The organism is Pelagibius sp. CAU 1746, assembly GCF_039839785.1.
Taxonomy (GTDB): domain Bacteria; phylum Pseudomonadota; class Alphaproteobacteria; order Kiloniellales; family Kiloniellaceae; genus Pelagibius.
This window is the reverse complement of record NZ_JBDOQT010000003.1, coordinates 89,424-115,404: the sequence shown is the minus strand read 5'-3', so window position 1 is coordinate 115,404 and position 25,981 is coordinate 89,424. Positions and strand designations below refer to the sequence as shown.

General features: G+C 65.0%; 21 protein-coding genes. 12 read left to right on the top strand and 9 right to left on the bottom strand.

The window, feature by feature from the left end:
* Positions 1–216 (top strand): hypothetical protein (locus AAFN88_RS21850; RefSeq protein ID WP_347522912.1); only part of this gene is annotated, 216 nt, incomplete at its 5' end.
* A gap of 184 nt (positions 217–400) precedes the next feature.
* Here AAFN88_RS21850 and AAFN88_RS21845 read toward each other — a convergent pair.
* The 7 genes from AAFN88_RS21845 to AAFN88_RS21815 form a co-directional block, all read right to left on the bottom strand.
* Positions 401–820, bottom strand: a complete 420-nt coding sequence (locus tag AAFN88_RS21845; protein WP_347522911.1) for a DUF1489 domain-containing protein — start codon at positions 818–820, stop codon at positions 401–403.
* A 41-nt stretch (positions 821–861) separates the two neighbouring features.
* Entirely contained in the window at positions 862–1,767 is a 906-nt protein-coding gene (locus tag AAFN88_RS21840; protein ID WP_347522909.1) for a hydroxymethylglutaryl-CoA lyase, read from the bottom strand.
* A 100-nt stretch (positions 1,768–1,867) separates the two neighbouring features.
* On the bottom strand, positions 1,868–3,862 hold the full coding sequence (locus AAFN88_RS21835; protein WP_347522908.1) for an acetyl-CoA carboxylase biotin carboxylase subunit: 1,995 nt from the start codon (positions 3,860–3,862) through the stop codon (positions 1,868–1,870).
* Positions 3,863–3,872: 10 nt separating this feature from the next.
* On the bottom strand, positions 3,873–5,597 hold the full coding sequence (locus tag AAFN88_RS21830) for a monovalent cation:proton antiporter-2 (CPA2) family protein (RefSeq protein ID WP_347522906.1): 1,725 nt from the start codon (positions 5,595–5,597) through the stop codon (positions 3,873–3,875).
* 11 nt (positions 5,598–5,608) lie between these two features.
* Positions 5,609–6,541: an ion channel gene (locus AAFN88_RS21825; protein WP_347522905.1), complete on the bottom strand. Its 933-nt coding sequence runs from the start codon at positions 6,539–6,541 to the stop codon at positions 5,609–5,611.
* A gap of 6 nt (positions 6,542–6,547) precedes the next feature.
* Positions 6,548–7,339: an enoyl-CoA hydratase/isomerase family protein gene (locus AAFN88_RS21820; protein WP_347522904.1), complete on the bottom strand. Its 792-nt coding sequence runs from the start codon at positions 7,337–7,339 to the stop codon at positions 6,548–6,550.
* 3 nt (positions 7,340–7,342) lie between these two features.
* Positions 7,343–8,950: a carboxyl transferase domain-containing protein gene (locus AAFN88_RS21815; RefSeq protein WP_347522903.1), complete on the bottom strand. Its 1,608-nt coding sequence runs from the start codon at positions 8,948–8,950 to the stop codon at positions 7,343–7,345.
* Positions 8,951–9,146: 196 nt separating this feature from the next.
* Between AAFN88_RS21815 and AAFN88_RS21810 the strand changes: the two genes are divergently transcribed.
* Together AAFN88_RS21810 and AAFN88_RS21805 are read left to right on the top strand one after the other, a co-directional pair.
* Positions 9,147–9,491: a hypothetical protein gene (locus AAFN88_RS21810; RefSeq protein WP_347522901.1), complete on the top strand. Its 345-nt coding sequence runs from the start codon at positions 9,147–9,149 to the stop codon at positions 9,489–9,491.
* Positions 9,492–9,592: 101 nt separating this feature from the next.
* Entirely contained in the window at positions 9,593–10,255 is a 663-nt protein-coding gene (locus tag AAFN88_RS21805) for a ribbon-helix-helix domain-containing protein (protein WP_347522900.1), read from the top strand.
* Between the two features lie 60 nt (positions 10,256–10,315).
* Here the strand turns inward: AAFN88_RS21805 and AAFN88_RS21800 are convergent, their stop codons facing one another.
* Together AAFN88_RS21800 and AAFN88_RS21795 are read right to left on the bottom strand one after the other, a co-directional pair.
* On the bottom strand, positions 10,316–10,720 hold the full coding sequence (locus AAFN88_RS21800; protein WP_347522899.1) for a hypothetical protein: 405 nt from the start codon (positions 10,718–10,720) through the stop codon (positions 10,316–10,318).
* A gap of 293 nt (positions 10,721–11,013) precedes the next feature.
* Positions 11,014–12,297, bottom strand: a complete 1,284-nt coding sequence (locus AAFN88_RS21795; protein WP_347522898.1) for a TolC family outer membrane protein — start codon at positions 12,295–12,297, stop codon at positions 11,014–11,016.
* Between the two features lie 1,157 nt (positions 12,298–13,454).
* On the opposite strand from AAFN88_RS21795, the gene AAFN88_RS21790 reads away from it, so the two are divergent.
* The 9 genes from AAFN88_RS21790 to AAFN88_RS21750 all read left to right on the top strand — a co-directional run bounded on the left by AAFN88_RS21790 (position 13,455) and on the right by AAFN88_RS21750 (position 25,965).
* A complete protein-coding gene (locus AAFN88_RS21790; RefSeq protein WP_347522897.1) occupies positions 13,455–15,860 on the top strand; it encodes a type I secretion system permease/ATPase in 2,406 nt (801 codons plus the stop codon).
* A gap of 59 nt (positions 15,861–15,919) precedes the next feature.
* Positions 15,920–17,254, top strand: coding sequence for an HlyD family type I secretion periplasmic adaptor subunit (locus AAFN88_RS21785; RefSeq protein ID WP_347522895.1), 1,335 nt, complete (start codon positions 15,920–15,922; stop codon positions 17,252–17,254).
* Positions 17,255–17,510: 256 nt separating this feature from the next.
* Complete coding sequence (locus AAFN88_RS21780) at positions 17,511–18,239, top strand: transglutaminase-like cysteine peptidase (protein WP_347522893.1); 729 nt, start codon at positions 17,511–17,513, stop codon at positions 18,237–18,239.
* A 35-nt stretch (positions 18,240–18,274) separates the two neighbouring features.
* Entirely contained in the window at positions 18,275–20,368 is a 2,094-nt protein-coding gene (locus AAFN88_RS21775; RefSeq protein ID WP_347522892.1) for an HD domain-containing phosphohydrolase, read from the top strand.
* Positions 20,346–21,428 carry a trypsin-like serine protease gene (locus tag AAFN88_RS21770; protein WP_347522891.1) on the top strand — a complete coding sequence of 361 codons (1,083 nt, stop codon included), beginning with the start codon at positions 20,346–20,348 and terminating at the stop codon, positions 21,426–21,428. Before AAFN88_RS21775 ends, AAFN88_RS21770 begins: the two co-directional genes overlap by 23 nt.
* A 146-nt stretch (positions 21,429–21,574) precedes the next feature.
* A complete protein-coding gene (locus tag AAFN88_RS21765) occupies positions 21,575–21,850 on the top strand; it encodes a hypothetical protein (RefSeq protein WP_347522889.1) in 276 nt (91 codons plus the stop codon).
* A gap of 162 nt (positions 21,851–22,012) precedes the next feature.
* Positions 22,013–23,440: a glycosyltransferase family 4 protein gene (locus AAFN88_RS21760; RefSeq protein ID WP_347522887.1), complete on the top strand. Its 1,428-nt coding sequence runs from the start codon at positions 22,013–22,015 to the stop codon at positions 23,438–23,440.
* 42 nt (positions 23,441–23,482) lie between these two features.
* Positions 23,483–24,583: a glycosyltransferase gene (locus AAFN88_RS21755; RefSeq protein ID WP_347522886.1), complete on the top strand. Its 1,101-nt coding sequence runs from the start codon at positions 23,483–23,485 to the stop codon at positions 24,581–24,583.
* A 203-nt stretch (positions 24,584–24,786) separates the two neighbouring features.
* Positions 24,787–25,965: a nucleotide disphospho-sugar-binding domain-containing protein gene (locus AAFN88_RS21750; protein WP_347522884.1), complete on the top strand. Its 1,179-nt coding sequence runs from the start codon at positions 24,787–24,789 to the stop codon at positions 25,963–25,965.
* Positions 25,966–25,981 lie beyond the last annotated feature (16 nt).

Here is a 25,981-nt window from a genome sequence, read left to right as displayed (position 1 = left end):
GATCCGTCTAAATACGCGGTCAACCAAAAGGCCCCAGTGCCTAACCGGAAACCCCCGGATCATGCCAAACGACACAATCCGCCGCCCGCGTATCCCTTCCAAATCTACAATGTCAAACAGCAGGCTCGTATCAAAACCGCGCAAGGCGATTTGCCGAGCAATTTGCCCGCCTCACCACTTAAGAAGAAGCAGAAATCAGGGCAAGCACTATACTGATTAGGAACCGGGCTTTCAACGCCTTAGGCTGTGGAAAACCGGTTCTTTGGAAACCGCCGCCTGGCCGAGGTTTGGAGCCCCCGGTTTCTGCGTCGGCGAGGGGGTATATAGGGGGTCTCCGCAGGGCTGTAAACACCGAAAGTCACGCAGTGCACAAATTTTTCGGTCTTTTTCGGCTTTACTTTCAAAGTATCCCCAGAGACCGCAATTCAGCCTGCATTTCCGCGGGCAGCCCCTCCCCTCCGGCGCCGCTCTCGTCCAGGTCGGCGGGGGCGTCGGCGGCCTCCAGATAGCGCCAACCCTGGAAGGGCCGATGCCCCCTGGGCACCACCCGAACCAGTTCCGGAGCGAGGTGCAAGCGGGCAAAGCCGCGCCCCTCCGCGTCGACCTCGGGGGTAATGTCGACGATCCCTTGGCGCACCTGGATGAGCCCTTTGATGACCCAATAGAGGGAACCGCCGTCCAGGATCTCGTCCCGGCGCTTGGGCATCATGCGGGTGTCGTGGCGCAGCTTCTCGCCCCGCCTCCGGCGGCGCGCCTGAGACTGCTCCAACTGCTCGACACTCTCCACTCCCACACAGAGTTTGCGCAGATGCAGCGCCATGAGATCTCTCTTCTTCCGCTCTTGCCGATCGGCGATAAGGCCTAGGCTGCCCGCCCGGCCAGCGCAAGGGCCACCTTGGAAGACGGCGGCCGGTCCAGCGCCCGGCAGATGAAAGCCCCGGCCGCGGCCAGGCGCTCCAGATCGATGCCCGTCTCGATGCCCAGCCCGTTCAGCAGGTAGACCACATCCTCGCTGGCCACGTTGCCCGAGGCGCCCTTGGCGTAGGGGCAGCCGCCCAGCCCGGCGACGGCGGTGTCGACCGTCGCCACACCCAGCTCCAGGCAGGCCAGGATGTTGGCCAGAGCCTGACCGTAGGTGTCGTGGAAATGCACGGCCAGCCGTTCCAGGGGCACCGCCGCGGCCACCGCCTCGACCATGGCGCGGGCCTTCAACGGCGTGCCGATGCCGATGGTGTCGCCCAGCGAGACTTCGGCACAGCCCATCGCATCCAGCGCCGCAGCCACCTCCACCACCTGTGCCAGGGGCACCTCGCCCTCGTAGGGACAGCCGAGCACGCAGGAGACATAGCCGCGGACGCGCAGCCCCGCGGCCCTGGCCTCAGCGCAGACCGGCCGGAAGCGTTCCAGGCTCTCGGCGATGGAGCAGTTGATATTGCGCTGGGTGAAGGTTTCGGAAGCCGCACCGAAGACCGCGATCTCTTCCACGCCCGCCGCCAGCGCCCGCTCCAGTCCCTTCAGGTTGGGCACCAGCACCGGATAGCGCACGCCGGGACGGCGCTTCAAGGCGGCCAGCACCTCAGCGGTGTCGGCCATCTGCGGCACCCACCTGGGCGACACGAAGGCACCAGCCTCGACCACCTTGCAGCCGGCCCCGGTGAGCCGCTCGATGAGTTCCACCTTCACCGCCGCCGGCAGGCTGCGCGGCTCGTTCTGCAGGCCGTCGCGCGGCCCCACCTCTACCAGTTCGACAGACTTCGGCAGTGCCATTGTGACCGGCAGCCCCTTCTCTCATTCGCTTCGCTCGCCTGGGCCCTAGGCTAGGACCTGGACCGCTCCGCCTCAAGAGCGGCGCCGCCGCGCGGGCGCCTCAGGCCTTCCCCACCACCGCCAGTTCGACGCCTTCCTCGACCAGATCTCCGGCCGCACAGTTCAGTGCCTCGACCGGGCCATCGTGGGGCGCGGTCAGGGTGTGCTCCATCTTCATGGCTTCCAGACGCAGCAGCGGCGCGCCCTCGCTGACGGTGTCGCCGGCCTGGACCAGCACCGCCGTCACCTTCCCGGGCATGGGGGCCACCACACGGCCGCTGGCCCCGGCCTCCCCGCCCAGCCCCTGTATGTCGTCCTGCAGCGTCAGCACGAAGCTCTGCCCCTCCAGAAGGACCCAGCGCCGCAGGCCGCGGCGCAGCACCCGGGCGACAAAGCTGCCGTCGCCGAGGCGCAGAGCGAGGGCCCCGTCCTCCGTCTCGGCGACCGCCGCCGAGACCTCGCCGCCGGGCAGACCCAGGCGCAACCCCTCCCAGCCGAAGATCACACGCACCGCCAGACTCTGCTCCCCGTAGTGAAACGTGAAGTCGCGGTGAGTTTCGGAATTGAGGCGCCAGCCGTTGGTCAACTGCCAGGGCGAATGAGGATCGCCGGAGTCGGCGGCAGCCGCCTGGGCGACGCGGCGCCGCCAGGTCATCTCGGCCAAAGCCGCGGCCGCCAGCGCGCTCTCCGGCAAGGCGGCGCCGTCCGGCAGCAGAGCCTCGCGCTGCTGATCGATAAAAGCGGTATCGACCACGCCGGCGGCGAAGCGGGTATGGCCGAGGATGGCCTGCAGAAAGCCGGCGTTGGTGACCACTCCGGCGATCTCCGTCCGCGCCAGGGCACGCCGCAGGCGCCGCAGGGCCACCGCGCGCTCCTCGCCCCAGGCAATGACCTTGGCGATCATGGGATCGTAGTGCACCGTCACCTTGTCGCCGGCGCGCACGCCGCTGTCGACGCGGATGCCCTCCTCCCCTTCAGGGAAGGCCAGATGCAGCAACTCGCCGGTCGACGGCAGAAAGCCGCTGGCCGGGTCTTCCGCGTAGAGCCGGGCCTCTATGGCATGTCCGTTCGCTGAAATATCGGCCTGCGTCGCCGGCAGCGGTTCGCCCGCGGCAACGCGCAGCTGCCACTCCACCAGGTCGTAGCCGGTGATCATCTCGGTCACCGGGTGTTCGACTTGGAGGCGGGTGTTCATTTCCATGAAGTAAAAGTCGTCACCGTCGACCAGGAACTCGACGGTACCGGCGCCGCGGTAATCGATGGCCACCGCCGCTCTCAGGGCCGCCTCTCCCATAGCTGCGCGCAGGCCCTCGCTCAGACCCGGCGCCGGCGCTTCCTCGACCACCTTCTGGTGCCGGCGTTGCGAGGAGCAGTCGCGCTCGAAGAGATGCACCGCATTGCCATGGTCGTCACGAAAGACCTGCAATTCGATATGGCGCGGTGACGGCAGGTAGCGTTCCAGCAGCACATGTTCATCGCCGAAGGACGCCATGGCCTCGCGCCGTGCAGCCTGCAGGGCCTCGGCGAATTCGCCGGCCTGCCGCACCACGCGCATGCCCTTGCCGCCGCCGCCGGCGGAAGCTTTGATCATCAAGGGGTAGCCGACCTTGCGGGCCTCGGCGGCCAGCACTTCGGGCTCCTGGGCGCTGCCGTGATATCCGGGCACCAGCGGCACGCCCGCCGCTTCCATCAAGGCTTTGGCCTCGCTCTTGGAGCCCATAGCCCGAATCGCCGCGGCAGGCGGCCCGACAAAGACGATGCCAGCCCCCGCGCAGGCCTCGGCAAAGGCCGCGTTCTCCGAAAGAAAGCCGTAGCCGGGATGAACCGCGGCGGCGCCGGCGGCCCGTGCGGCCTCGAGGATCGCCTCCGCGCGCAGGTAGCTTTCGGCGGCCGGCGCCGGGCCGATACAGAAAGCGGCGTCGGCCTCGGCAACGTGAGCGGCGGCGCTATCGGCCTCGGAATAGACCGCCACGCAGCGCAGTCCGAGGCGCCTTGCCGTGCGGATCACACGGCGGGCGATTTCCCCGCGGTTGGCGATCAGAACCGTATCGAACAAAGACGCCCTCCTACTTCTTCGCTTCACCAGCCGTCGAGGTCTCGTTCACGGCTTCCAGCCGGGCATAGTTGTCGTCGCGGAATTCGTTCATGACGCGGGTAATATCGTCTGTACTGACCCCGACCGCCGACAAGAGAATTCCACCGATCTGCAGGCTGGCCTCTACGGTTTCCGGCACCACCGCCGCGGCCCCGCCACGCTCCAATTCGTGGGCATGACTCATATCGTGCGAGCGCACGAAAATCGGCAGGCCTGGCATGCGCTGATGCAGCGCCGCCACCGCCTTGCTGGCCTCCCGGGCGCGGTCGATGGTGATCACGGCGGCCTTGGCCCGCTCGATCCCCGCGGCTTCGAGAACGTCGACGCGGCTCGCATCGCCATAGTAGAGCGGCAATCCGTCGGCGCGCCCCCGGGCAACCCGGGCATGGTCGAGATCGAGGGCGACATAGGGGACGCCACAGGCCGCCAGCACCCGGGCCACCGTTTGGCCGACCCGCCCGAAGCCGGCAATGATAACATGCTCTTCAATCTCCCCCGCCTCTTCCTGCAGGGCTTCGACGCGATGGGTCGGCTTCGGCGCCGCAAGGCGCGACAGCCGGCCGCCGAACCAATCCATTGCCGGTGTCGCGGCCATGGAAAGTGCGATCAGCGCCAAGAGAAGCTGCCCCACTTCCGCTTCCATCATGCCGATCAACATGGCACCGCCGATCAGCACGAAACCGAACTCACCGCCCTGCGACAACAACGGGCCGACGCGCAGCGCCACGTCGCCGGGCAGGCGGAACAGCAGGCAAAGGCCGGCGATAAGCAGGCTCTTGGCAAGCAGGAGCGCCAGCAGACCGGCCACCAGGACCGGCGCTTCGCGCGCCACCAGAGGCAGATCGATCACCATGCCGATGGCCATGAAGAACAAGCCGAGCAAGAGCCCCTTGAAGGGCCGAATATCGGCCTCGACCTGGTGCCGATACTCCGTCTCCGCGAGCAGCAGCCCCGCGAGGAAGGCCCCCAGCGCCATGGAGATGCCGGCCTGGGACATCAGCCAGCCGGCGCCCAGCACCACCAGCAGGGTGACAGCGACGAAAAGCTCCTGCAGCCGCGCCGCGGCGATGATGCGATAGAGCGGACGCAGGACGCGCCGGCCGATGAGCACCGCCGCGGCCACGACCGCCACCGCCTTGACCGCCGCGATGGCGACCGCCTCCAGGAGCGACGAATCCGGCGCGCCGAGCAGCGGCAGCAGCGCCAGAAGCGGCACGATGGCGAGGTCCTGGAACAGCAGCACCGAGAAAGAAACACGGCCATAGCGCGTGATCATCTCGCCGCGCTCCACCAGCATTTGGATGACGAAAGCCGTCGACGACAGAGCCAGGCCGCTGCCGATAACAAGTGCAACCTCCACCGGTTGCCCCAGGGCCACGGCCACAGCCCCAATCAGCGTCGCCGTCACCACGACCTGCAGAGCGCCCAGACCGAAAACGTAGCGCCGCATCAGCTTCAGCCGCTCTATGGAGAGCTCCAAACCGATTGTGAACAGCAGGAAGATGACGCCTAAGTCGGCGAGCAGCAGGACGCTGTCGGCATCCTGAATCAGGCCGAGCGCATGCGGGCCGACCAACACGCCGGCAGCCAAGTAACCCAATACCGAGCTGGACTTGAACCAGCGGAATAACGGCACGATACAGACCGCCGCGATAAGAAAGACGAGCACCTCTTCCAGGTGAGCAGGTCCGTGCATGCCGCGCCTCCCTAGTGCCGGCCATGCCGGCGCTGATCGCGCCAGTCGCGTTCGCGCGCGTAGCGCAGAACTTCCGAGAAGCCGAAGATGATCAGCCACACGCCGATCACGATCTGCAGCGACGCCACCGCCCGCACCAATTGGCTGGCCGGCACCAGATCGCCATAGCCGACGGTACTGAGAGTGATGATCGAGAAATACATGCTCTCGAGAAAGGTGATTTCGCGCACCACCCCGACGACCATGAAATGTGGGCCGGGAATCACCGAGTCGATGATCCTGTAGAAACACCCGAAGACGACGACTACGAAAGTATAGTAGGTGAAGAACGCGAGCGTCGGCGCCAGCAGGGCCACCGCCTGATCGAAGAATTCCTCGAACAGCAGCCCGGTTTCCAGCAGGAAGGCCGTGACGTCGCGGCTGACCACGGCAACCAGCACGGCGATGAGCCCCATGCTCAACAGCAGGAAGGCGCTGATCGTGGCCGGCTGATAGTCCCGGTGCGGCAGTATAAAGGTCGCCAGGCCGACGGCGAAGACCGGCAGCAGCCAGAGAAAAAGCCGCGGCTCGTAGCGCACGCGGCTGTCGGCTTCGTGCCGCACGAGACGATTGATCTCCTGGCGCCGCAGGGACACGGCGGCGATGTAGGATGCGACCGGCAACACGAAGGATATCCGTATCGCCCAGTCGCTTGCCGTGTCGAAGTTGGTCTCCACAAAGAAGGTGAAGAGGCAGGCGTAGATGGAAAGGAAATTCGCCAGGGCAATCGTGGTAAAATGGCTGCCTGGAAAGAGCCAGTAGAACAAGGTTACGCTAAAAGCCAAGGCCGCCAGCATGACGAAGAAGAAAAGCCCGTAGGTGTCGGTAACTGCAACCGACACCAGGACATAGACCCCCAACGTCAGCATGAGGCCGCGCAGCCAGTAGCGGTCGGGCCTCGCCATGGTGCGTTAGTCTCCCTGCCAGTGGGGCCTGCGCTTCTCCAGAAAGGCGGCGATACCTTCGCGGCCTTCGTCCGAAGCACGCAGGTCGGCGATGCGTTTGGCGGTTTCCTCGATCAGGGTTTCGTCCACCGCCTTTCCGGCGACCGCAAAGACCAGGTCCTTCGCGGCCCGCTGGGCCGCCGGGCCGCCACCCAACAAGGCATCGACGATCTGCCGTCCCTTCGCCTCAAGACCGTTCCGGTCGACGACCTCGTGGACCAAGCCCAGGCGCTCGGCCTGCCAGGCGGAAAAGGTTTCCGCACCGAGAAAATAGCGGCGCGCGGCACTCTCGCCGATCTTCGCCGCGACATAGGGGCTGATGACGGCAGGGATGAGCCCGAGCTTGACCTCTGAAAGACAGAATTTCGCTTCCTCCACCGCAACGGCGATATCGCAGCAGGCGACCAGCCCGATCCCGCCGCCGTAAGCCGCGCCCTGCACCAAGGCGACCGTCGGCTTCGGCAATGCGTTGAGGGTGCGCATCAGACGGGCGAGGCGGCGCGCATCTTCCATGTTCTCGGCCCGCGAGTAGCCGGCCATGGCCTTCATCCAGTTGAGGTCCGCTCCGGCGGAGAAACTACGCCCCTGGGCGGCCAAGACCACCACCCGCACCCGCGGGTCTTGGCCCACACCGTCCAGAGCCGCGGTCAGCTCGGCGATCAACACCTCGTTGAAGGCGTTGTGCACCTCGGCGCGGGTCAAGGTGATGCGGGCGACGCCGCGCTTGTCGATCTCCTGCACGAACAGCGGATAGGTCATACGCTACATCCGGAAAATTCCAAAACGGGTCGGCTCCAGCGGTGCGTTCAGGGCCGCGGAGAGTCCCAGGCCGAGGGTCATGCGCGTGTCCAGAGGATCGATGATACCATCGTCCCACAGCCGCGCCGTCGCATAGTAGGGGTGCCCCTGCGCCTCGTACTGCTCGCGGATCGGCGCCTTGAACCGCTCCTCCTCCGCTTCGGGCCAGTCCTCCCCCTTTGCTGCCAGGCTGTCGCGCCGGATCGTCGCCAGCACGTTCGCCGCCTGCTCTCCCCCCATCACAGAAATGCGCGCATTGGGCCACATCCACAGGAAGCGTGGACTGTAGGCGCGCCCGCACATGCCGTAGTTGCCGGCGCCGAAACTGCCGCCCAGGATCACCGTAAACTTCGGCACGCGGGCGCAGGCCACCGCCGTGACCAGCTTGGCGCCGTCCTTGGCGATGCCGCCGGCCTCGTACTTGCGGCCCACCATGAAGCCGGTGATGTTCTGCAGGAAGACCAGGGGAATGCCGCGCTGGGCGCAAAGTTCGATGAAGTGCGCACCTTTCAACGCGGACTCGGAGAAGAGAATGCCGTTGTTGGCGAGGATGCCGACCGGATAGCCCCAGATCCGCGCGAAACCGCAGACCAGGGTCTGCCCGTAGAGCGCCTTGAATTCGTCCATCTCGCTGCCGTCGACAAGGCGTGCGATCACCTCGCGCACGTCGTAGGGCTTGCGCAGGTCGCGCGGGACGAGACCGTAAAGCTCGGCCGGATCGTAGTGCGGCTCACAGGGTACAGCGGCGTCCAGGCCCGCAGGCTTGCGATGGTTCAGGTTGGCGACGATGCGCCGCGCGATGGCCAGGGCGTGGGTGTCGTTCTCGGCGTAATGGTCGGCGACGCCGGAGATGCGGGTGTGAACCTCTGCCCCGCCCAGATCCTCGGCGCTGACCACCTCGCCCGTCGCCGCCTTCACCAGCGGCGGACCGCCCAGGAAGATGGTGCCCTGCTCCTTGACGATGATGCTCTCGTCGGCCATGGCCGGCACATAGGCGCCGCCGGCGGTGCAAGACCCCATCACCACCGCGATCTGCGGGATGCCCTTGGCCGAGAGGTTGGCCTGGTTGAAGAAGATGCGCCCGAAGTGGTCGCGGTCCGGAAAGACTTCGTCCTGGTTCGGCAAGTTAGCGCCGCCGGAATCCACCAGATAGATGCAAGGCAGGTGGTTCTGCTCGGCGATTTCCTGGGCGCGCAGGTGCTTCTTCACAGTGATGGGATAGTATGTTCCGCCCTTTACCGTCGCATCGTTGACGACGATGACGCATTCCCTTCCGGAGACCCGCCCAATGCCGGTGATCAGGCCGGCCGCCGGCACCTCGCCGCCGTAGAGCCCGTCGGCCGCCAGTTGGGAAAGCTCCAGAAAGGGGGAGCCGCTGTCGAGCAGACTGCGGATTCTCTCGCGCGGCAGCAGCTTGCCCCGCCCCACATGGCGGTCGCGGGCCGCCGGCCCGCCCCCCTCCTTCACCTTGGCGACCTTGGAACGCAGATCGTCGACCAGCGCCTGGTTAACCCGCCGGTTTTCGGCGAATTCCGGATCGCGGGGACTGGCTTTGCTGGAAATCAGCGGCATAAAATCGGCGAATCGGCAGCGGAGAGGACATAGCTAGTTTGGACAGGCAGACGATGGCAGCAAGCAAAATCCACCATGCCGCCGGAACGGCGCCGTTGCGCCTCAAAAGGCGTAGAGTCCCAATTGCTTACCCAAATTTAACCACTGGCACCTAGCTTGAGCCCTCTAGGGCCAATCCCTAGAAAGGAGCGAAGCTATGCCCTATGTGGCCAGAGACGATCAAGGACACATCATCGATGTCCAGGAACGCGAGACCGAAGCGGCCTACGAGCAGGTCGCGCTCGACGATCCCGAACTGGTGTCCTATCTCCACAACGGCCTCGGGGAAGAGGAAATCCAGGCGGAGCTCGAAGCCTCGGATCTCGAGTTCATCCGCGTTATCGAGGACGTCATCACCGTCCTGATCGACAAACGGGTGTTCATGCTGACGGACCTGCCGGCAGCCGCCCAGGAGAAGCTGGCCCGGCGCTATAACCTGCGCAGCAAGCTCTCCGACCTCGGCAGCATCATCGCCGATCACGAGGACATCATGCTGCCCTGAGCAGCGCGTGCTACAGCCGGTCGCCGCAGGGTCCTTGCGAGAAAGCCAATAATTATGTATGAGTAGCCTCTTCGCCCCCGCGCGCCGAGAGAACTGCCGCCATGCAAGTCGCAGCGCCCCCCGCTCTACTCAATCAGGCACCTAAGCCGCGGATTGTCCAGTACCGCAACAAGCGCTACTCGGTGCGGCTGGAGCCGATCTATTGGCAAACGCTGGAAGTCCTGGCCGACCGCAAGCGCATGCGGCTGGGCCACTTCGTGGCCGAACTGGCGGAGAACTACGAAGGGCCGAACTTTTCCTCCTACCTGCGCGTCTTTTGCATGCTGGAAGGCGAGCAGGCCCTGGCGCGCGAGATCCTGGGGCCGACCCACCACGGCCTGCTGGACGTGGTCACCAACTGCCCCAACCCGGGCCTGATCCTGTCGCGCTACCGCACGGTCATCGCCTACAACAATTCCTTCGGCGAATGGCTGGGCCCGGCTGACGTCGCCGTGGTCGGGGCCGAGCTGACGACCCTGGTCCAGGTCCGGACCCGGCGCTCCCTGAGCGATGTCTGGCAGGATCTGGTGGAAGGCCGTGAGAGCAAGGCCGACGCCAAGCTGCTCTACGTTGCCCCCGGACGCGTCAATGCCGCCCAGGCCACCATTCTGGCCCTACGATCCCAGGCCTACCAGGAGTTCTATGCGGTGATGTGGCTGTCTCCCCAGGCCCGGCGCGCCGGCCCCAGCGGCAGCAACTTGCCGCCGCCGCCGCTTCCCGGCTGACCAGCGCAAGTCCGGACCGCAAGGGTCCAGGGACCCGCGGCCGCACGACAGAGAGGGCGTTCAGGCCGCGTTGGGATCGTTGATGATCAGGATGTCGCTTGCGCTGTAGACGGTCAGGCCGCCTTCGAAGCTGTAGAAATGCAGCCCCGTCACGTCCACCCCCGACGCGGTGACGTGCGGGTCGGCGATGCCGAAGCCGGTGATGGTCTCGTGGGTGAGGATATTCACCGAGACGTCCTCGCCCATGAACAGCACCACCTCGCCGGAGGAATCCGGCAGGAGATCGCCAAGCTCCAGAACGACGGAATCGGCGCTCAGGTCGTCGGCCGGCGACGGCGCGCCAGGCTCGACGATGATCAGCGGCAGTTTTTCCATATCGACATGCAGATTCAGGCTCTCCTCGCTCGGCGCGTCCGCGCTGACCGGAGCCTGGGGCAAATCGATAACCGTCTTATCGTCGTTCATGTCGAAACTCGGCCAATCTAAATGGCCACAAAGGTAACACTCTTGGAATCAAGATAGAACGTCGCCCGGAAAAGAACAACTGTTCTGGGACGGAGGCTCTCAAATTATCCGCTTTTTTTCCTAAAACCACGGAAATCGCCACGACAAGGCGTCTTCTCTCCGCCGCAGGCGCTTGCCGCCTCCCTGTCCCGCTCACGCCGAAAGTGATGCGGCCAGAAAGGAAAACGGCGCCCCCCGTCTCCGGGAAGCGCCGCTTTTAACGCTCGGGAACCGCCCTAGCGGCCCCTCAGGTCTCAGTCGGCCAGACCGTCGATCCACGACTTGTGCTCGACGACTGCCTGCTCCGGCGCGCTGACGCCCAGGGTCTCCAGCAGCACGCCGCCGACCCCGAGAATGCGGTAGGAGGCAAGCTGCTCATTGGTCTGAGCCGTGATCAGCTGACCCTCGGAGGTGAAGAGTTCGTTCTCCGCGTCGAGGACGTCCAGCAGGGTCCGCTGTGCGACTTCGAACTGCTGCTCATAAGCGCCCAGGGTTGACCGGTTGAAGTCTCGGGCATCTTCCAGCGCTTCAATACTGTCGCGAGCCGCCTCGAGCTCGAACCAGGACCGGCGCATTTCCTGCTGGGACTCCAGCACGGAGCGATAACGCCGGTTCTTGCTCTCCGTCAGGCGGAACAGCGCTTCCTGACGCGCCGCGCGATCGATGCCGCCGCGGAAGATGTTCCACCGCACCCGCACCATGAGCTGATTATTGAACTCATAGGTGTCGAGCGCCGAGGTCCCGTCGTTGTACTCGGACTGGGCTTCCAGGGTGATCGCCGGATAAAGCGGCACCTCCGCCAGTTCAATCTCGGCCTCCGCCGTACGGACGTCGGCTTCGAAGATCTTGGTGGTCGGATTGTTGCGCACGGCCAACTGCACGGCGCCATCCAGATCAGACGGCAGCGAGCCGGCCGGGAACTCCGGATAGCTCAGGTCGTTGCCCGGGAAGGAACCGACGATGCGGGTGTAGACGGCCTCGGAAACCCGCAGGTCCTGCAAGGTGGTGACCAGGGTGTTCTTGGCACGCGAGAAGCGGGCCTCCGTCTGGTCGACGTCGGCCTGACTGCCGCCGCCGCCCTGCAGGCGTGCGCGCTGCGCATCCAGCACCTGCTGATGATAGGCCACGTTGTCTTCCGCCAGACGAACCAGGTCGCGCTGACGCAGTACTTCCAGGTAGGCGCCGATGGCATCCAGCGCCAGAACTTCGGAATTCTCGAGAACACGGCTGGCAGCCGACTCAACGCGCGCCATTTCACGCTCGACCGTCGCCCCCGCCTCGAAACCGTCGAACAAACGCTGCTGCAGCGTGATCGAGGACTCACGGCGATTGGTGGTCTCCGTGCCGCCGTTGTTGTTGGCGCGAGACGTAGAGTCGTTGAAATTTTCGATACCGATACCGGCCGCCACGTCGATCTGCGGCAAGTAAAGGCCGCGGGCCTGACGCAGTTCCTGGTCAACCGCTTCACGGTTGCTGGCCACGATACCGATGTCCGGGTTGGTGGCGATCGCCTGTTGGACCGCCTCTTGCAGCGTCATCGCATTTGCCGACACCGCCAGTGGAAATACCAAGGCGCCCCCAAGAAGAGCCGCCTTAAAGTTGTTCAAACTCGTCCTGCGAGACCAGCGCATGCTAGCTTCCCCCGACATAAAACCTTGCATCCAATACCTCTCCCCCGTGTCGGACCTGTAGCGTCCCTGATGACCGGACGATAAGGCAAACAAATCTAGAAATATGCGTGACTTGTAACCCGTTTCTAGTTTGGCTGTCAACGCGGCCCCCAAAGGCAAAACAGAGTTAATTTGGGGTAGCGCAAACTGACATGTCACACCGTGATAAATTAGTCACAACTACCCGTGTTTAGAATGCCCATGGGTTGAAATCGACCCATCTCAACTACTTTGGCTACTTCTTTGCGGACCAAAGCCCGCCGGAAACCGAACCAGATCGCGAAACCGTCGCGCACACCGCCTGCCTAGGCTCCTCTGCCGATTCTGTCAACCGGCCTTGAGCGGCGGGCCTAGACGGCCAGGTAGCTCCGACGGGTTCCACTTGGTTAATTCGATACAGACAAATCCGGCCGCCAGTCCGGCGATAGGTCCGGCGATAGGGAAGGAATCCCCTCCCGCCTTGAACTCCACCGCACCGGCGCGGCCATGTTCATTTCGCCTCATGCCCTCCCCGGAAAGATGTGATAAATCACACAGCCATAGGCGCTTACGCCCCCTAGCTTGGCCTGAACCAAGGCGTCCGACGGGAGCTTGTCCGGCGGACATTGCCGAGTGGGGATCGAAGCCCGGACCCCAGCTCCGGCGGGGCCGGAAAGGCCCCCGGAGATGCTGGCCCCGGCGCCGCGCAAGCCCCTTGGAAATCAATAAGGTGACGGAGGGGAAACTGCACCGCGAAAAGAGCTTCCGCATCGTTCTGGAAAGCCCTGGCCCCAAGGTCAAAGTGTGTTATTAACGCTTTTCGAATGATGCATCGCTAGTTTTTCCGGGGCTGATCAGAGTATTTGACGCCTCGTTCTTTTTGCGAATTCGTAACAATTCTCATGAAGTTTTGGACACGGGAACTCTTTGGTCGAAACGGCAAGGCCGCTCCCGTCATGCGGGGGCGCCTTCCAAGGCACGCCGCCGCCCGGTGGTCCTCCCGGACGACCGGCACAACAGACACGTTTGTAAAGGCATAGGATAGTATGGCTGCCCGCGACGATAGCACCGCCTTCAAAGACAAGTCCGCAAAAGGCAAGAGCAAAGCCAAGGACGGCAAGGCGGATACCTGGACCGACCCGGACCTGAAGAGCCCGGGCGCCGCCGCCGAAGAGGCATCCATGTCCGCCAATCTGGCGGAAGCCGAGAACGGGGACGAAGAGACCGGGGACACGATCCCCGATGCGAAGCGCCCCAGCGCCGTTCTTAAGGCCAAGGACCTGATCGCGGCGGCAGAGCCCGAAAAGGGCTGGGACGTGGCCCCCGGCACCGTCGACTTCGAAGACCCGCTGGTGCGCTGCCTGTCGATGCTGGCCGGCCTGATGCAGCGGCCCATTTCCACCGAGGCGCTGAAAGCGGGCCTGCCCCATGCCAACGAACCCTTCACGCCGGAACTGGCCGTGCGCGCGGCCGAGCGCGCCGGGCTGTCGGCCCGCGTCGTGCGCCGCCCCCATCTGAACCGCGTTCTGCCGGTCACCCTGCCCTGCATTCTGCTGCTCAAGGGCGGCAGCTGCTGCGTGCTGCAGAACATCAGCCGGGGCCAGGCCGACGTGCTGCTGCCCGAGGCGGGCGGCACCTCCAAGACCGTCGACGTGCAAAGCTTGCAGGAGCAGCATACCGGCTACGCCATCTTCGCCCGCACCGAGGCGCGCTTCGACGAGCGCGCGCCGGAAACCAAGCTGGCCGAGCCGCGCGCCTGGTTCTGGGGCACACTGTGGCAATTCTGGCCGATCTACAGCCACGTTCTGCTGGCCTCGATCCTGATCAACTGCTTCGCCATCGCCAGCCCGCTGTTCATCATGAACGTCTACGACCGCGTGGTGCCGAACCAGGCGATCGAGACCCTCTGGGTGCTGGCGGTCGGCGTTATCACGGTCTTCGGCTTCGAATTCGTGATGCGCAACCTGCGCACGTACTTCGTCGACGTCGCCGGCAAGAACGCCGACGTCATCATCGCCAGCCGCCTGCTGGAGCAGTTGATGTCGACGCGGCTGGACTCCAAGCCGGCCTCTACCGGCGCCATGGCGAACAATCTGCGCGAATTCGAATCGCTGCGCGAGTTCTTCACCTCCGGCACCCTCGTGGCGCTGGTCGACCTGCCCTTCATCTTCCTTTTCATCGGCGTCATCTATATCGTCGCCGGACCGGTCGCCTTCGTGCCCCTGGCCATGGTGCCGCTGGTCATCCTCGCCGGCCTCTTCCTGCAGTATCCGCTGCGCTCGCTGGTCGAGAAAAGCCAGCGCGAGGCCAGCCAGAAGCACGCCTTGCTGATCGAGACCATCGACGGCCTGGAAACCATCAAGGCGACCGCCGCCGAAGGTAGGGTCCAGAAGTCTTGGGAGCGCTTCGTCGGCATGTCCGCCGCCTCTTCGGGGCGCGCGCGTTTCATCGCCGGCCTGGCCACCACCTTCGCCCAGATCGCCATCCAGATGTCGACGGTGATCGTCATCGTCTACGGCGTCTATCAGATCGCCGAAGGCAATATCACGATGGGCGCGCTGATCGCGGCCACGATCCTCACCGGCCGCGCCCTGGCGCCGCTGGGCGCGGTGGCGGCCATGCTGACCCGCCTGCAGCAGTCGCGCGTCGCCCTCAAGTCGCTCGACAACCTGATGAAGGCCCCGGTCGAGCGGGCCCAGAACAAGCAGTTCCTGCACCGCCCGCGGCTCAGCGGCCAGATTGAATTCAAGCAGGTCACATTCAGCTATCCGGGACAGGAGACCAAGGCGCTGGACGGCCTGTCCTTCAAGATCAATCCCGGCGAGCGGGTCGGAATGCTGGGGCGCATCGGCTCCGGCAAGAGCACCGTGGCCCGCATGATGGTCGGCCTCTACGAGCCGATGGAGGGGGCGGTCCTGGTCGACGGCACCGATATCCGCCAGGTCGATCCCGCCGACCTGCGCCGCAACGTCGGCTATGTGTCCCAGGACAACTATCTCTTCTTCGGTTCGGTGCGCGACAACATCTGCTTCGGCGCGCCCCACGTGGACGACGAAAGCATCCTGCGCGCCGCCGAGGTGGCCGGCGTCAGCGACTTCCTGCGTACCCACCCGCATGGCTTCGACCTGCAGGTCGGCGAACGCGGCATGGGCCTGTCCGGCGGTCAGCGACAGTCGGTGGCGATCGCCCGCTCCCTGCTGCTCGACCCGCCGATTATCCTGCTGGACGAGCCGACCAGCCACATGGATAATTCGTCGGAAGCAGCCTTCAAGCGGCGTCTCGAAGGCACCTTGAAGGGTAAGACGCTGTTCCTGGTGACGCACCGTAGTTCGCTGCTGTCCATGGTCGACCGCTTGCTCATCATCGACAACGGCAAGATCGTGGCCGACGGCCCCAAGGACGACGTGCTGAAGGCGCTCCGCCAAGGCCAAATTCGCGCCAGCAACGGATAGCAGCCCATCCCCGGTGCGGCCGGCATGGCGAACCCAGGTTTGACGAGGATCAGATAGACATGAGTGCACACGGCGTTTTCGATCGCGACGATCTGGACTTCATGCCGGATGTGCATGCCGCGACCCGGCATCGCGGCCGACGCTTCGCCTACATCCTGACCGTCCTCTCGGTCAGCTTCTTCGGCGTCATGGGCGTCTGGGCGCACTATGCCATCCTGGACGAGGTGACCCGCGGCGAGGGCACCATCATCCCCTCCTCCCGCACCCAGGTGATCCAGAACCTGGAAGGCGGCATCTTGGCCGAGATCCTGGTCCATGAGGGCGACATCGTCGAAGCCGGCGACGTCCTGGTGCGCATCGAGAACACCTTGGCCCAGGCCAACCTGGAGGACGCCCGTTCGCAGTACCTCACCTTGCTGGCGACGGAAGCCCGCCTGGTGGCGGAGATCGACGGCAAGGATGAGATCACCTTTCCGTCCGCCGTCGAGAATGAGGCGCCGACCGTAGCGGCCGACCAGCAGCGCCTCTTCAACGCGCGCAAGCGCCAGCTCGACGCCCAGATCTCCGTCCTCAAGTCGCAGGCCCAGCAGCGCAAGCAGGAAGTGGCCGAAATGGCCAGCCGGCGCCGCCAGCTGGAACAGAGCCTGAGCCTGGCCCGCGACGAGCTGGCGATCACCTCGCCGCTGGTGCAGAAGGGTGTCATGCCGCGCATCGAGCTGATCCGCATCGAGCGCCAAGTCGCCGACCTGGAGGGCGAGATCCGCACCATCCAGGCCTCGATCCCGCGCCTGAAGGCAGCCCAGAACGAGGCCGCCCAGCGCATTGAGGAAATGCAGCTGACGGTGCAGACGGAGTCTTCAGACGAGTTGAACAAGACCCGCGCCGAACTGAAATCGATTTCGCAATCGCTCTTCGCCGGCCAGGACCGGGTGACCCGCACCGCGGTCGCCTCCCCGGTGCGCGGCACCGTCAAGGACATGAAGATCAACACCGTCGGCGGCGTCATCCAGCCGGGCCAGGACATCATGGAAATCGTCCCCTTGGACGACAGCCTGATCGTCGAGGCTCGTGTCCGGCCGGCCGACATCGCCTACCTGCGCCCCAACCAGAAGGCGGTCATCAAGGTGTCGGCCTATGACTTCTCCATCTACGGCGGCCTGACCGCGAAGCTGGAGCGCATCTCGGCCGACACCATCAAGGACGAACAGGGCGAGAGCTTCTATCACGTCTACCTGCGCACCGAGGAAAACTCGCTGTACCACCGCGGCGAGACACTGCCGATCATTCCCGGCATGACCGTCACGGCCGAGATTCTGACCGGCGAGAAATCGGTGCTCGACTACCTTCTGAAGCCTATCCTCAAGGCGAAGGATTCGGCCTTGCGGGAGCGCTGATCCCGTCGCGACTCCGGCCGGCTTGAGTTGAAGTCCGAGGGCCCGCCGGCGACATTGCCGGCGGGCCCTTTCCGTTTCCGGCCGTTAACCGCTTGAAGCGGCGGAAGCCCTTGATTTTCTGGCACTTTCGACGACAGCCAAAGCCGCTGCGTAAACCACTTTTGGCAAAACTCCATTAAGGCAAAACGGCGATCCTCTAGGAAGCCCGGCATGAGTTTCAAAAGCCGGGCTTTCGGTCTTGTTTCCTGGAGCCGTCTTGTTGGACCGCCGCGCCTTCCTCCGTTGTTCCGCCGCTTTCGCGGGGGCCACCGCCTGTGGCCTGCTCGTCGATGCCCGGCGCAATGACGCGGCCGCCCAGAGCCTGCAGGACCTGATGAAAACGGCCCCAGCCGCCGGCACGGCGCTGTTCGGCTCCACCGAAGTTTCGGCGGCCAACCTGAAGGCCCTACCTCAGTGGGCGCGCGTCCTGGCGAAGATGAAGTCCGAGCGCAAGCTGTTCCACGCCTGTTTGAACAACCCCGCCGCTTGCACCACGGCGGGCCTCCGGTCATGGCGGGAAGTCGCCACCGAGGCCAAGGGCAAGCCGCAGCTGGAAATGCTGAAGGTGGTCAATCGCTACTTCAATCGCTGGCCCTACAAAATCGACCGCGAGCTCTACGGCGTCAGCGAATTCTGGGCCACGCCCACGGAGTTCATGAAGCGCTCGGGCGACTGCGAGGACTATTCGATCGCCAAGTTCTTCGCGCTGCGCGACCTCGGCATGGCGAATGAAGACCTGAGGGTGGTGATCCTCATGGACCGGATCCGCCGCCTGGGCCACGCGGTCCTGGCGGTTTACGCCCTGGGCGACATCCTGATCCTCGACAGCCTCACGGACCTGATTTTCTCGCACAAGAAGTATAAACACTATGTGCCGCAGTATTCGATGAATGAAACTACCCGCTGGGCGCATTTTTACGGTAAGAATCGCACGGCATCTTTGTAAATGATCGTTAATTCCTTCTGTGGGATAAGTTCGCAATGAGCCATCAAGGTGACCAGACCGTCGACATGCTGGATTTCTCCACGCTGAGCGATGCGCCGGAACAGCGCCAGCGCGGACGCCTGCTCGTCTGGGGTGCCGCCGTGCTGGCCGTGATCGCATTGGCAGCGGTGTTGGTGCCGAGCCTCACCATCGGGACCAAGAAGGCCCAGCTCACCGAGCAGGTCGCCGAGCGCCTGCAGCTCACCGCCAGCGGCCAGGCCGGGGTCATCTCCACTTGGCTGCAGGGCAACCGCCGCCTCGCCGACCCGGTGGTCGAAAGCGAGCTGCTGCGTCTCTTCTCCACCGAGATGGATCTGGCCGGCGGCGACATGTCGCGTATGGTCGCGCCGCAAACCGACGAGAACGGCCTGGGCGTCCCGCTGGTCGAACAGGTTCCTTTTATCGAGCGTATCATTACCGACTTCGCCGCCAACGCCGACTTCCTGGCCGGCTACCTGGTGGGACGCAACGGGGTCGCCTTCGTCACCTCCAGCGGCGCGGTGCCGCTCTCGGTCGATCAGCGCCGGCTGGCGGAGGACAGCTTCGAGCGCTCCCAGACGGTTTACGGTCCGGCGCGCAGTGCGCCCGCCGGCCTGGTCCTCGACATGGCGGTGCCGATCTACGCCGCGCAGGTCAATCCGGGCCAGAGCAAGCCCGTCGCCGTCTTCATCCTGGTGACGCCGCTGGCCAGCGGCCTGGCGGAAATCCTCTCAAAGGATCCTCTCGCCAGCCCCGGAACGGAACGAGTGCTGGTACAGTTCGACGGCGGCCAACTCGGCCGCATCCAGCCCGGCGCGGCAACGCCCATCGCCCCGGTCAGCATCGACGGCTTCGATCTGGCAGCCGGCGAGATTCCCTTCGCCCAGCGGCCCTCCCTGGCCGGGCTGGGCGCGGTCTATTCCGCCGGCACCATGGTCTCCGGCCCGACCTGGTGGGTGCTGGAAGAAATCACGGTCGCCGCGGCCGAACGTCCCTTGGCGACCTACACGACCGCAGCCATCATCGTTTCCGTGCTGGTGGTGCTCGCCGTCGCCGTCGCCTTCGGCGCCTTCTGGTGGCGCCTCGCCAGCGTCCACGACCGTGCCCTGGCGGAGCAGTACCGCAGTCTGGCCGACCGCATCCAGGCCCAGAAGCAGTTGCTGGACAGCATCAACGGCGCGATTCCGGAATTCATCGGCCTGAAGGCGCCGGACGGCACCTACCGCTATGCCAACGCGGCCTTCGCCAAGGCGGTCTCCCGCAGGCCCGACTCCATGGTCGGCCTCGACGACGCCGCGATCTTCGGCCAGGGCACGGCCAAGCGCCTCGCCTTGAGCGATCGGCGCGTGCTCAACAGCAGCGAAAGCGTAACCACCGACGAGGAAGTCTATCTCGACGGCGCGCTGCGCTACCTCCAAATTTCCAAGGTCCCCTTCTTCGCCGCGACCGGCGAGGCCAGCGGCATCGTCTCGGTCACCCGCGACGTGACGGAACTGGTCGAGCAGCAGCGCAAAAAGGAGCACGCCATCCAGCAGATGGTCGCCGCCCTGGTGCGCGCCATCGAGCTGCGCGACCCCTACCTGGCCGGCCATTCCCGCCGGGTAGCGGAGTTCGCCGCCGCGGTCGGCAAGCAGCTCGGCTGCAGCGAGGAAGAACTCGCGACCTTGGAACTGGCCGCCAATCTCTCTCAAATCGGCAAGCTTTCCGTGCGTAAGGAGCTGCTGACCAAGCCGGCGCGCCTCACGCCGGACGAGATCAAGGAGATGGAAGCCCACGTCGGCCATGCCGTCGAGTTCCTGCGCGGCATCGACTTCGAACTGCCCGTGGTCGAGACCATCGCGCAGATGCACGAACGCCTCGACGGCGGCGGATACCCCAAAGGAGTGAAGGGAGAGGAAATCTCCCTCACGGGACGGATACTCGGTGCCTGCGACGTTTTCTGTGCGCGCCTGGAGCCCCGATCCTACCGCGCCGGACTTGCGCCCGATGCCGTCCTGGATATTCTCCAAGAGAACCTGACGCGCTATGATCCCAAGGTGATCGAGGCCCTGAAACAGGTTGTAGCGACGATTCCCGGTGAAAAACTTATTGCCAGCATTGCGACCGGTTGATCCGGTCCTGAACCACGCCAGGGCGCTGCTTCGCCTGGCTTCCGCCCTCAGTCTGTCCGCCCTCCTCCTCGCCGCACCGCCGCCGCCCGTGGCCGCGGCCGTCGAGTTGCGGGTGAAGGCGCCCGAGCGGCGCGTCGCCGTCAACGCGATGGAATACCCTTGGAGCGCCATCGGCCGCGTCAATGCCGGCGGACGCGGTCATTGCACCGGTTTCCTGATCAGCGAGCGCCACGTGCTCACCGCCGCGCATTGCCTCTACGATCCCGTCGTCGGGCGGTGGCGCGGCGCCATCGAGCTGCACTTCATCGCAGGATACCAGCGCGACCGTTTCATCCTGCATTCCAAGGTCGCCAGCTACACCCATGCGGACGACTTCACTTACGTATCGCAGCCGAGCCTGGAGGTGGCGGCGACCGACTGGGCCATCCTGACCCTGGCCGAGCCGCTCGGGCGCAAGGCCGGCTGGCTCGGCCTGCGCGCGATCGACAGCCTGATGATGTCGCGGATCAGCGCCGGCGACGCGTTGCTGCTCCAGGCCGGCTACCGTCGCGACCTGGCGCACGTGATGACCGCCGGCTGGGCCTGCAACATCGCCGGCATCGCAGAGAAAGGCCGCGTGGTGGTGCACGACTGCGACGTCATCCAGGGCGATTCCGGCTCTCCTTTGCTGCTCTACGCGGACGGAACCTTTTACGCGGCCGGACTGCATTCGATAGACCTGATGTCCGGAGACGAGAAGCATCTGGCCGGCGTGCTTTCCCTCAGCGCCTTCCAGCCCCAGCGGGGCCGCCGCGCCGCGGTGCAGGCGCTGGCGGCCACCTCCGCGCGCTGGGCCCCCGGCCGCCTGCCCGGCGAGGCCAGCGAAGCCGCCAGGGTACCGCTTGCGACCATCGACAACCTGCTGGTCAAGCTCGGCTACCTTCAGGTTGGCGACGAGGATGCCTCCGGAGAGGCCCGGGCCGAGGCCCTCAGGCGCTTCAAGGCGGACAACGGCCTGGCCGCTTCGGCCCAACCTTCTCTGGAAACGATGGGGCAGTTGCTGCATGCCACGTCGCCGTAACGCGGCAGCGGACTCCCTTCTCCCTGTCGCCCTGGATTATCCTCAACAGGACTGATATCCAGGACCGGCCGCGTGATCGGGAAAGTGACGGCGGCGCCCGAGGCCGCTGGCGATTGATTAAAAAGATTGATGGAAGGACGCATTTTATGACGGAGATCTTCGCAGACGGGGTCGGCTCCATCGTCGTTACCAACGGCGTGGTGCGCATCGAGCTGATGCAGCTGCGCCGTAAGAACGGCAAGAGCGAGCTTACCGCCCAGCAGGCCGGCACGCTCATGATGCCGACGGGCTCCTTGAAGAACCTGACGCTGCAGCTGGCCAAGGCTCTGGAGCAACTGCAGGAGCGCACGGCCGAGAAGGACCGTCTCGATTCCGAGGCCAAGAAGGGCGACGAACTCGACGAAGCCCTCTCCAACCTCTAAAGCCGCCTCGCCTCCGCCCGCCAGGGGCCGGGGGGCCGCGCAAGGCTACCTCTTTCGCGTGCTTTACCGAAATTTGAGTAAATTCGCCGAATCTGGCAATAAAGCTGTAATCTCCAGCCATCATTTCGCCAAGTAATCGGCCGTCAATCCGGGCCAGGACTCATGAAATATCTATTCGTTCACCAGAATATGCCGGGGCAGTACAAGCACATCTGCCAGCGTCTCGCCGCCGACAAGGACAACACCGTCGTCTTCATCACCAAGCGCGAAGGCATCGAACTGCCGGGTGTGAAGAAGGTGCTCTACAAGCCGCATCGCGAGCCGGCGGAGTCCACCCATCGCTACATCCGGGACGCCGAGCGCGGCATCCTCCATGCCCAGGAAGTGGCCCGCAAGGCCATGGCCCTGAAGGCCCAGGGATTCGTGCCCGATATCGTCATCGGCCACCCCGGCTGGGGCGAGACCCTCTACCTGAAGGACGTCTTCCCCGATACGCCGCTGCTGAACTTCTTCGAGTTCTACTACCACGCCGTCGGCGCCGACGTGGGCTTCGACCCGGAAAGCCAGACCACCCTCGATACGCACTGCCGCATCCGCACCAAGAACATCGTGCAGTTCATGGGCCTGGAGTCCGCAGACGCCGGCATGTCGCCGACCTACTGGCAGTTCCAGCAGTATCCCGAGGAATACCGCTACAAGATTTCCGTGATCCACGACGGCATCGACACCACCGTCTGCGCGCCGGACCCGGACGCCTCCATCGAGATCAAGACGGCAGAGGGCGTGACCAGCGCCCTGAAGCAGGGTGACGAGATCGTCACCTTCGTGGTGCGCAACCTGGAGCCCTACCGCGGCTTCCCGCAGTTCATGCGCGCGGCGGAGATCATTCTCAAGCGCCGCCCCAATGCCAAAATCATCGTCATCGGCGGCGACGACGTCAGCTACGGACGCGCCCTGCCCGAGGGGCAGACTTACCGCAAGCAGATGATGGCTGAGGTCGACCTCGACACCAGCCGCATCTTCTTCCTCGGGCGCGTGCCGTACAGCACCTACCTGAATGTCATCAAGGTTTCGGGCGTGCACGTCTACCTGACCTTCCCCTTCGTCCTCTCCTGGTCGATGCTGGAAGCCATGTCGGCGGGCTGCGCCTTGGTTGCCTCCAGCACGCCGCCGGTCACCGAGGTCATCAAGGATGGGGTCAACGGCCTGCTGTTCGACTTCTTCGATCACACCGCGATCGCCGACCGTGTCGACGAGGTGCTCGACCATAAGGACCGCATGGCGGCGATGCGCAAGAAAGCGCGCCAAACAGTCGAGCAGAACTACGAACTGGAAAGATGCCTGGCCGAACAGTTCAAGCTGATCGAAAACCTGATCGGCGGCAAGCGGCCCGCCGCGGGCGGCAAAGCCGGCGTGCCGAGCTATCGCCTGCCGAAGGGCGCAAACGCCAAGAAGGCGGCGGGCGCCGGAACCGCGAAGAAAGCCGCTTCGAAAAAGGCGTCGTCGAAGAAGACTACCGCGAAGAAGGCCGGAGCGAAGAAGGCCGGCCGCTCCAAGCCCGCCAAGACGCGCGCCAAGGCCAGGTCGTAGCTACAGGCACCCTCACCACGGCATCGGGACAGCTGAGGACTCATGCGCTGGCTTTTCGTGGCACAAGACGGATGGGGGCTGGGCCATGTCTCGCGCCAGCTCGGGTTGGCGCGCGAGCTGCGGCGTCTACGGCCCAACGACGAGCATCTTATCCTCACCTACTCCGAGGCGACCCATCTCATCGCGGCCGAAGGTTTCGCCAGCATCAAAATCCCGGCATCGCAGCCTCACTTGCCCGCCGAGCAGCGCTACCTGGATGAAGAATCCCGACAGTGGCTGGCGGCGGCTCTCGCTCATACGGTGCTGACCAACTTTCGTCCGCAGGCCGTCGTTCTGGACACCTTCCCCATCGGCCTGCACGGCGAACTGGCCATGGCGCTGCGGCTGCCGTGCTACCGGTTTCTCATCGCGAGAGAAGTCAGCCGAACGCTGCCGCATTGGGAATACCAGGAATCCCTGAGCCACTTTCACGCTCTTCTCGCGCCCTATGGCGAAGCGGAGATCGACCTGCCGATCCCGCGCGGCCTCCCGCTTCACTGGGTCGGGCCGGTCCTGGTCCGCACGAAGAACGATCTGCTGCCGCGTGCCGAAGCGCGGCAGCGACTGGGGTTGCCGCAAGACGGGCCCGTCTGCCTCGTTAGTTTCGGCGGTGGAGGCAATCCGCATTACGATCGCCTGGAACAGTGGGTGCTGGCGCTTGCCGCCGGCTTCCCCCATTGGCACTTCGCCTTCACAAGGCCTCCCTTGCTGCGGCAGGCGCAGAGGCCGCCGGGGCCCGGCAACGTCAGCCACTTCGCTTATTTTCCCATGGCCGAGTGCTACGCCGCCTTCGATACCGCGATCTCCTCGACGGGCAGCAGCGCCTATGAGCTGGCTCACATGGGCGTCCCCTCGATCCTGGTTCCGAGCACCAGCCCGCAGCAGATCGAAGACCACCTGCAGAAAGCCCGGCGGATACTTGGACAAAACGGAGGCTTCATCGTGTCCGCCATGGACAGCGAGGCGCTGGCCTCGGCCTTCGCGGCGATGGACACGCCAGCGCGGCTGAGCGCGATGAAGGAGGACCGCGCCAAGCTGAACTTTCAAAACGGCGCCGAGCGCGCAGCCGGGATTCTGGCCGATAGAGTGACCCGGCCCCGCTGAGTTCGATGACGGTCTCAAGAACGGCGCGAGAGGTTCCGGGATAATCCTGCTATTGCTTTGAGAATCATAAGTATAGCCGGCGCCCCAAGCCCCCTATTTTCTTGTTGCGGCGGCGCAGAAGAACTAATTATCAACCAAATCGTGGGATCAAGAAGGCGGGCCGGATCGCTTACACCGGCCCGGTCCGGACGAAGGGATTCGACGTGGCGAAAATTCTGGTTGGGTATGAACGGGGAGACAACCTCGGCCACTACCGCCGCTTGGCGCCGGTCGCCGAGGCCCTGGCCGCCGAGGGGCATCAGGTCACCTTCTTCCTGCGCAATCCCTACGACTGCCGCTCGCAGTTGACCGCGAACCCCCTGCCCTTCATCCAGAGCCCCGACCTGGTACCGCCGAACCCGGCCGAGCGCGGCCCGAAGAAGATGGGGTCCTACAGCGACATCATGGTCTACTGCGGTTTCGGCAAGATCGAGACCCTGTTCCCCGCGACCCTCGCCTGGCGGACCATCTTCGACCAGGTGCGCCCGGACCTCATCGTCTGCGACCATAGTCCGGTCATCTGCTTTGCCGCCTACGGCCGCATTCCGGTGATCCAGGTCGGCTCGGGCTTCACCATCCCACCGGCCCAGGCGGCGGCCTTCCCCGGCTTCCAGCCCGGCAAGACGGCCACGGTCGCGCCGGAGGAGATCGTCGCGGTGATGAACGAAGTGCAGCGCCGCCTCGGCGGCCCCAGGGTGCCGAGCGTCACCGCGCCGCTGCGCACCACCGGGCGTCTCGTCTGCACCCTGAAGGGCCTCGACCCCTACAAGGACCAGCGGGAGGATCCGGTGGTGGGACCGACCGAGGGCCTGCAGCCGCCCTTGCCCCTGCCCGACAAACCGGCGGTCTTCGCCTATCTGGGCATCGAACATCGCATCACGCCGAAGATGCTGGCGCTGCTGAAGGCGTCGGAGCTGCCGGTGGAGGCCTACGTCCGCGGCATGACCGAGGCGACGGCCAGCAAGTACATCCGCCCCGGCCTCACCTTCTATAAGTCGCCGCAGCCCATCGACCAGGTTCTGTCGCGCGCGACCCTGGCGATCCATCACGGCGGCAGCGGCATGAGCCTCGCCTGCTGCAGCGCCGGGCGCCCGCAGCTCGCGCTGCCGATCCACGAAGAGACCCTTCTGAACAGCCAGGCTCTCGCCCGCGTCGGCGTCGGCCGCATGATGTCGGCAAAGGAATTGGAGAGCGCCGGCGCCGAGACCCTCAGCGAGTTCGAAGCCAGTCCCCAGCGGCGCGAACGGGCCGCCATCATCGCCCGGGAAATCGTCGACGCCGGCCCCTTCCGGCCCATGGACCACATCCTGCAAGCCTGCCGGGCCTCGCTCGGCAACGCCTGATCGAACCCGTCGGAAG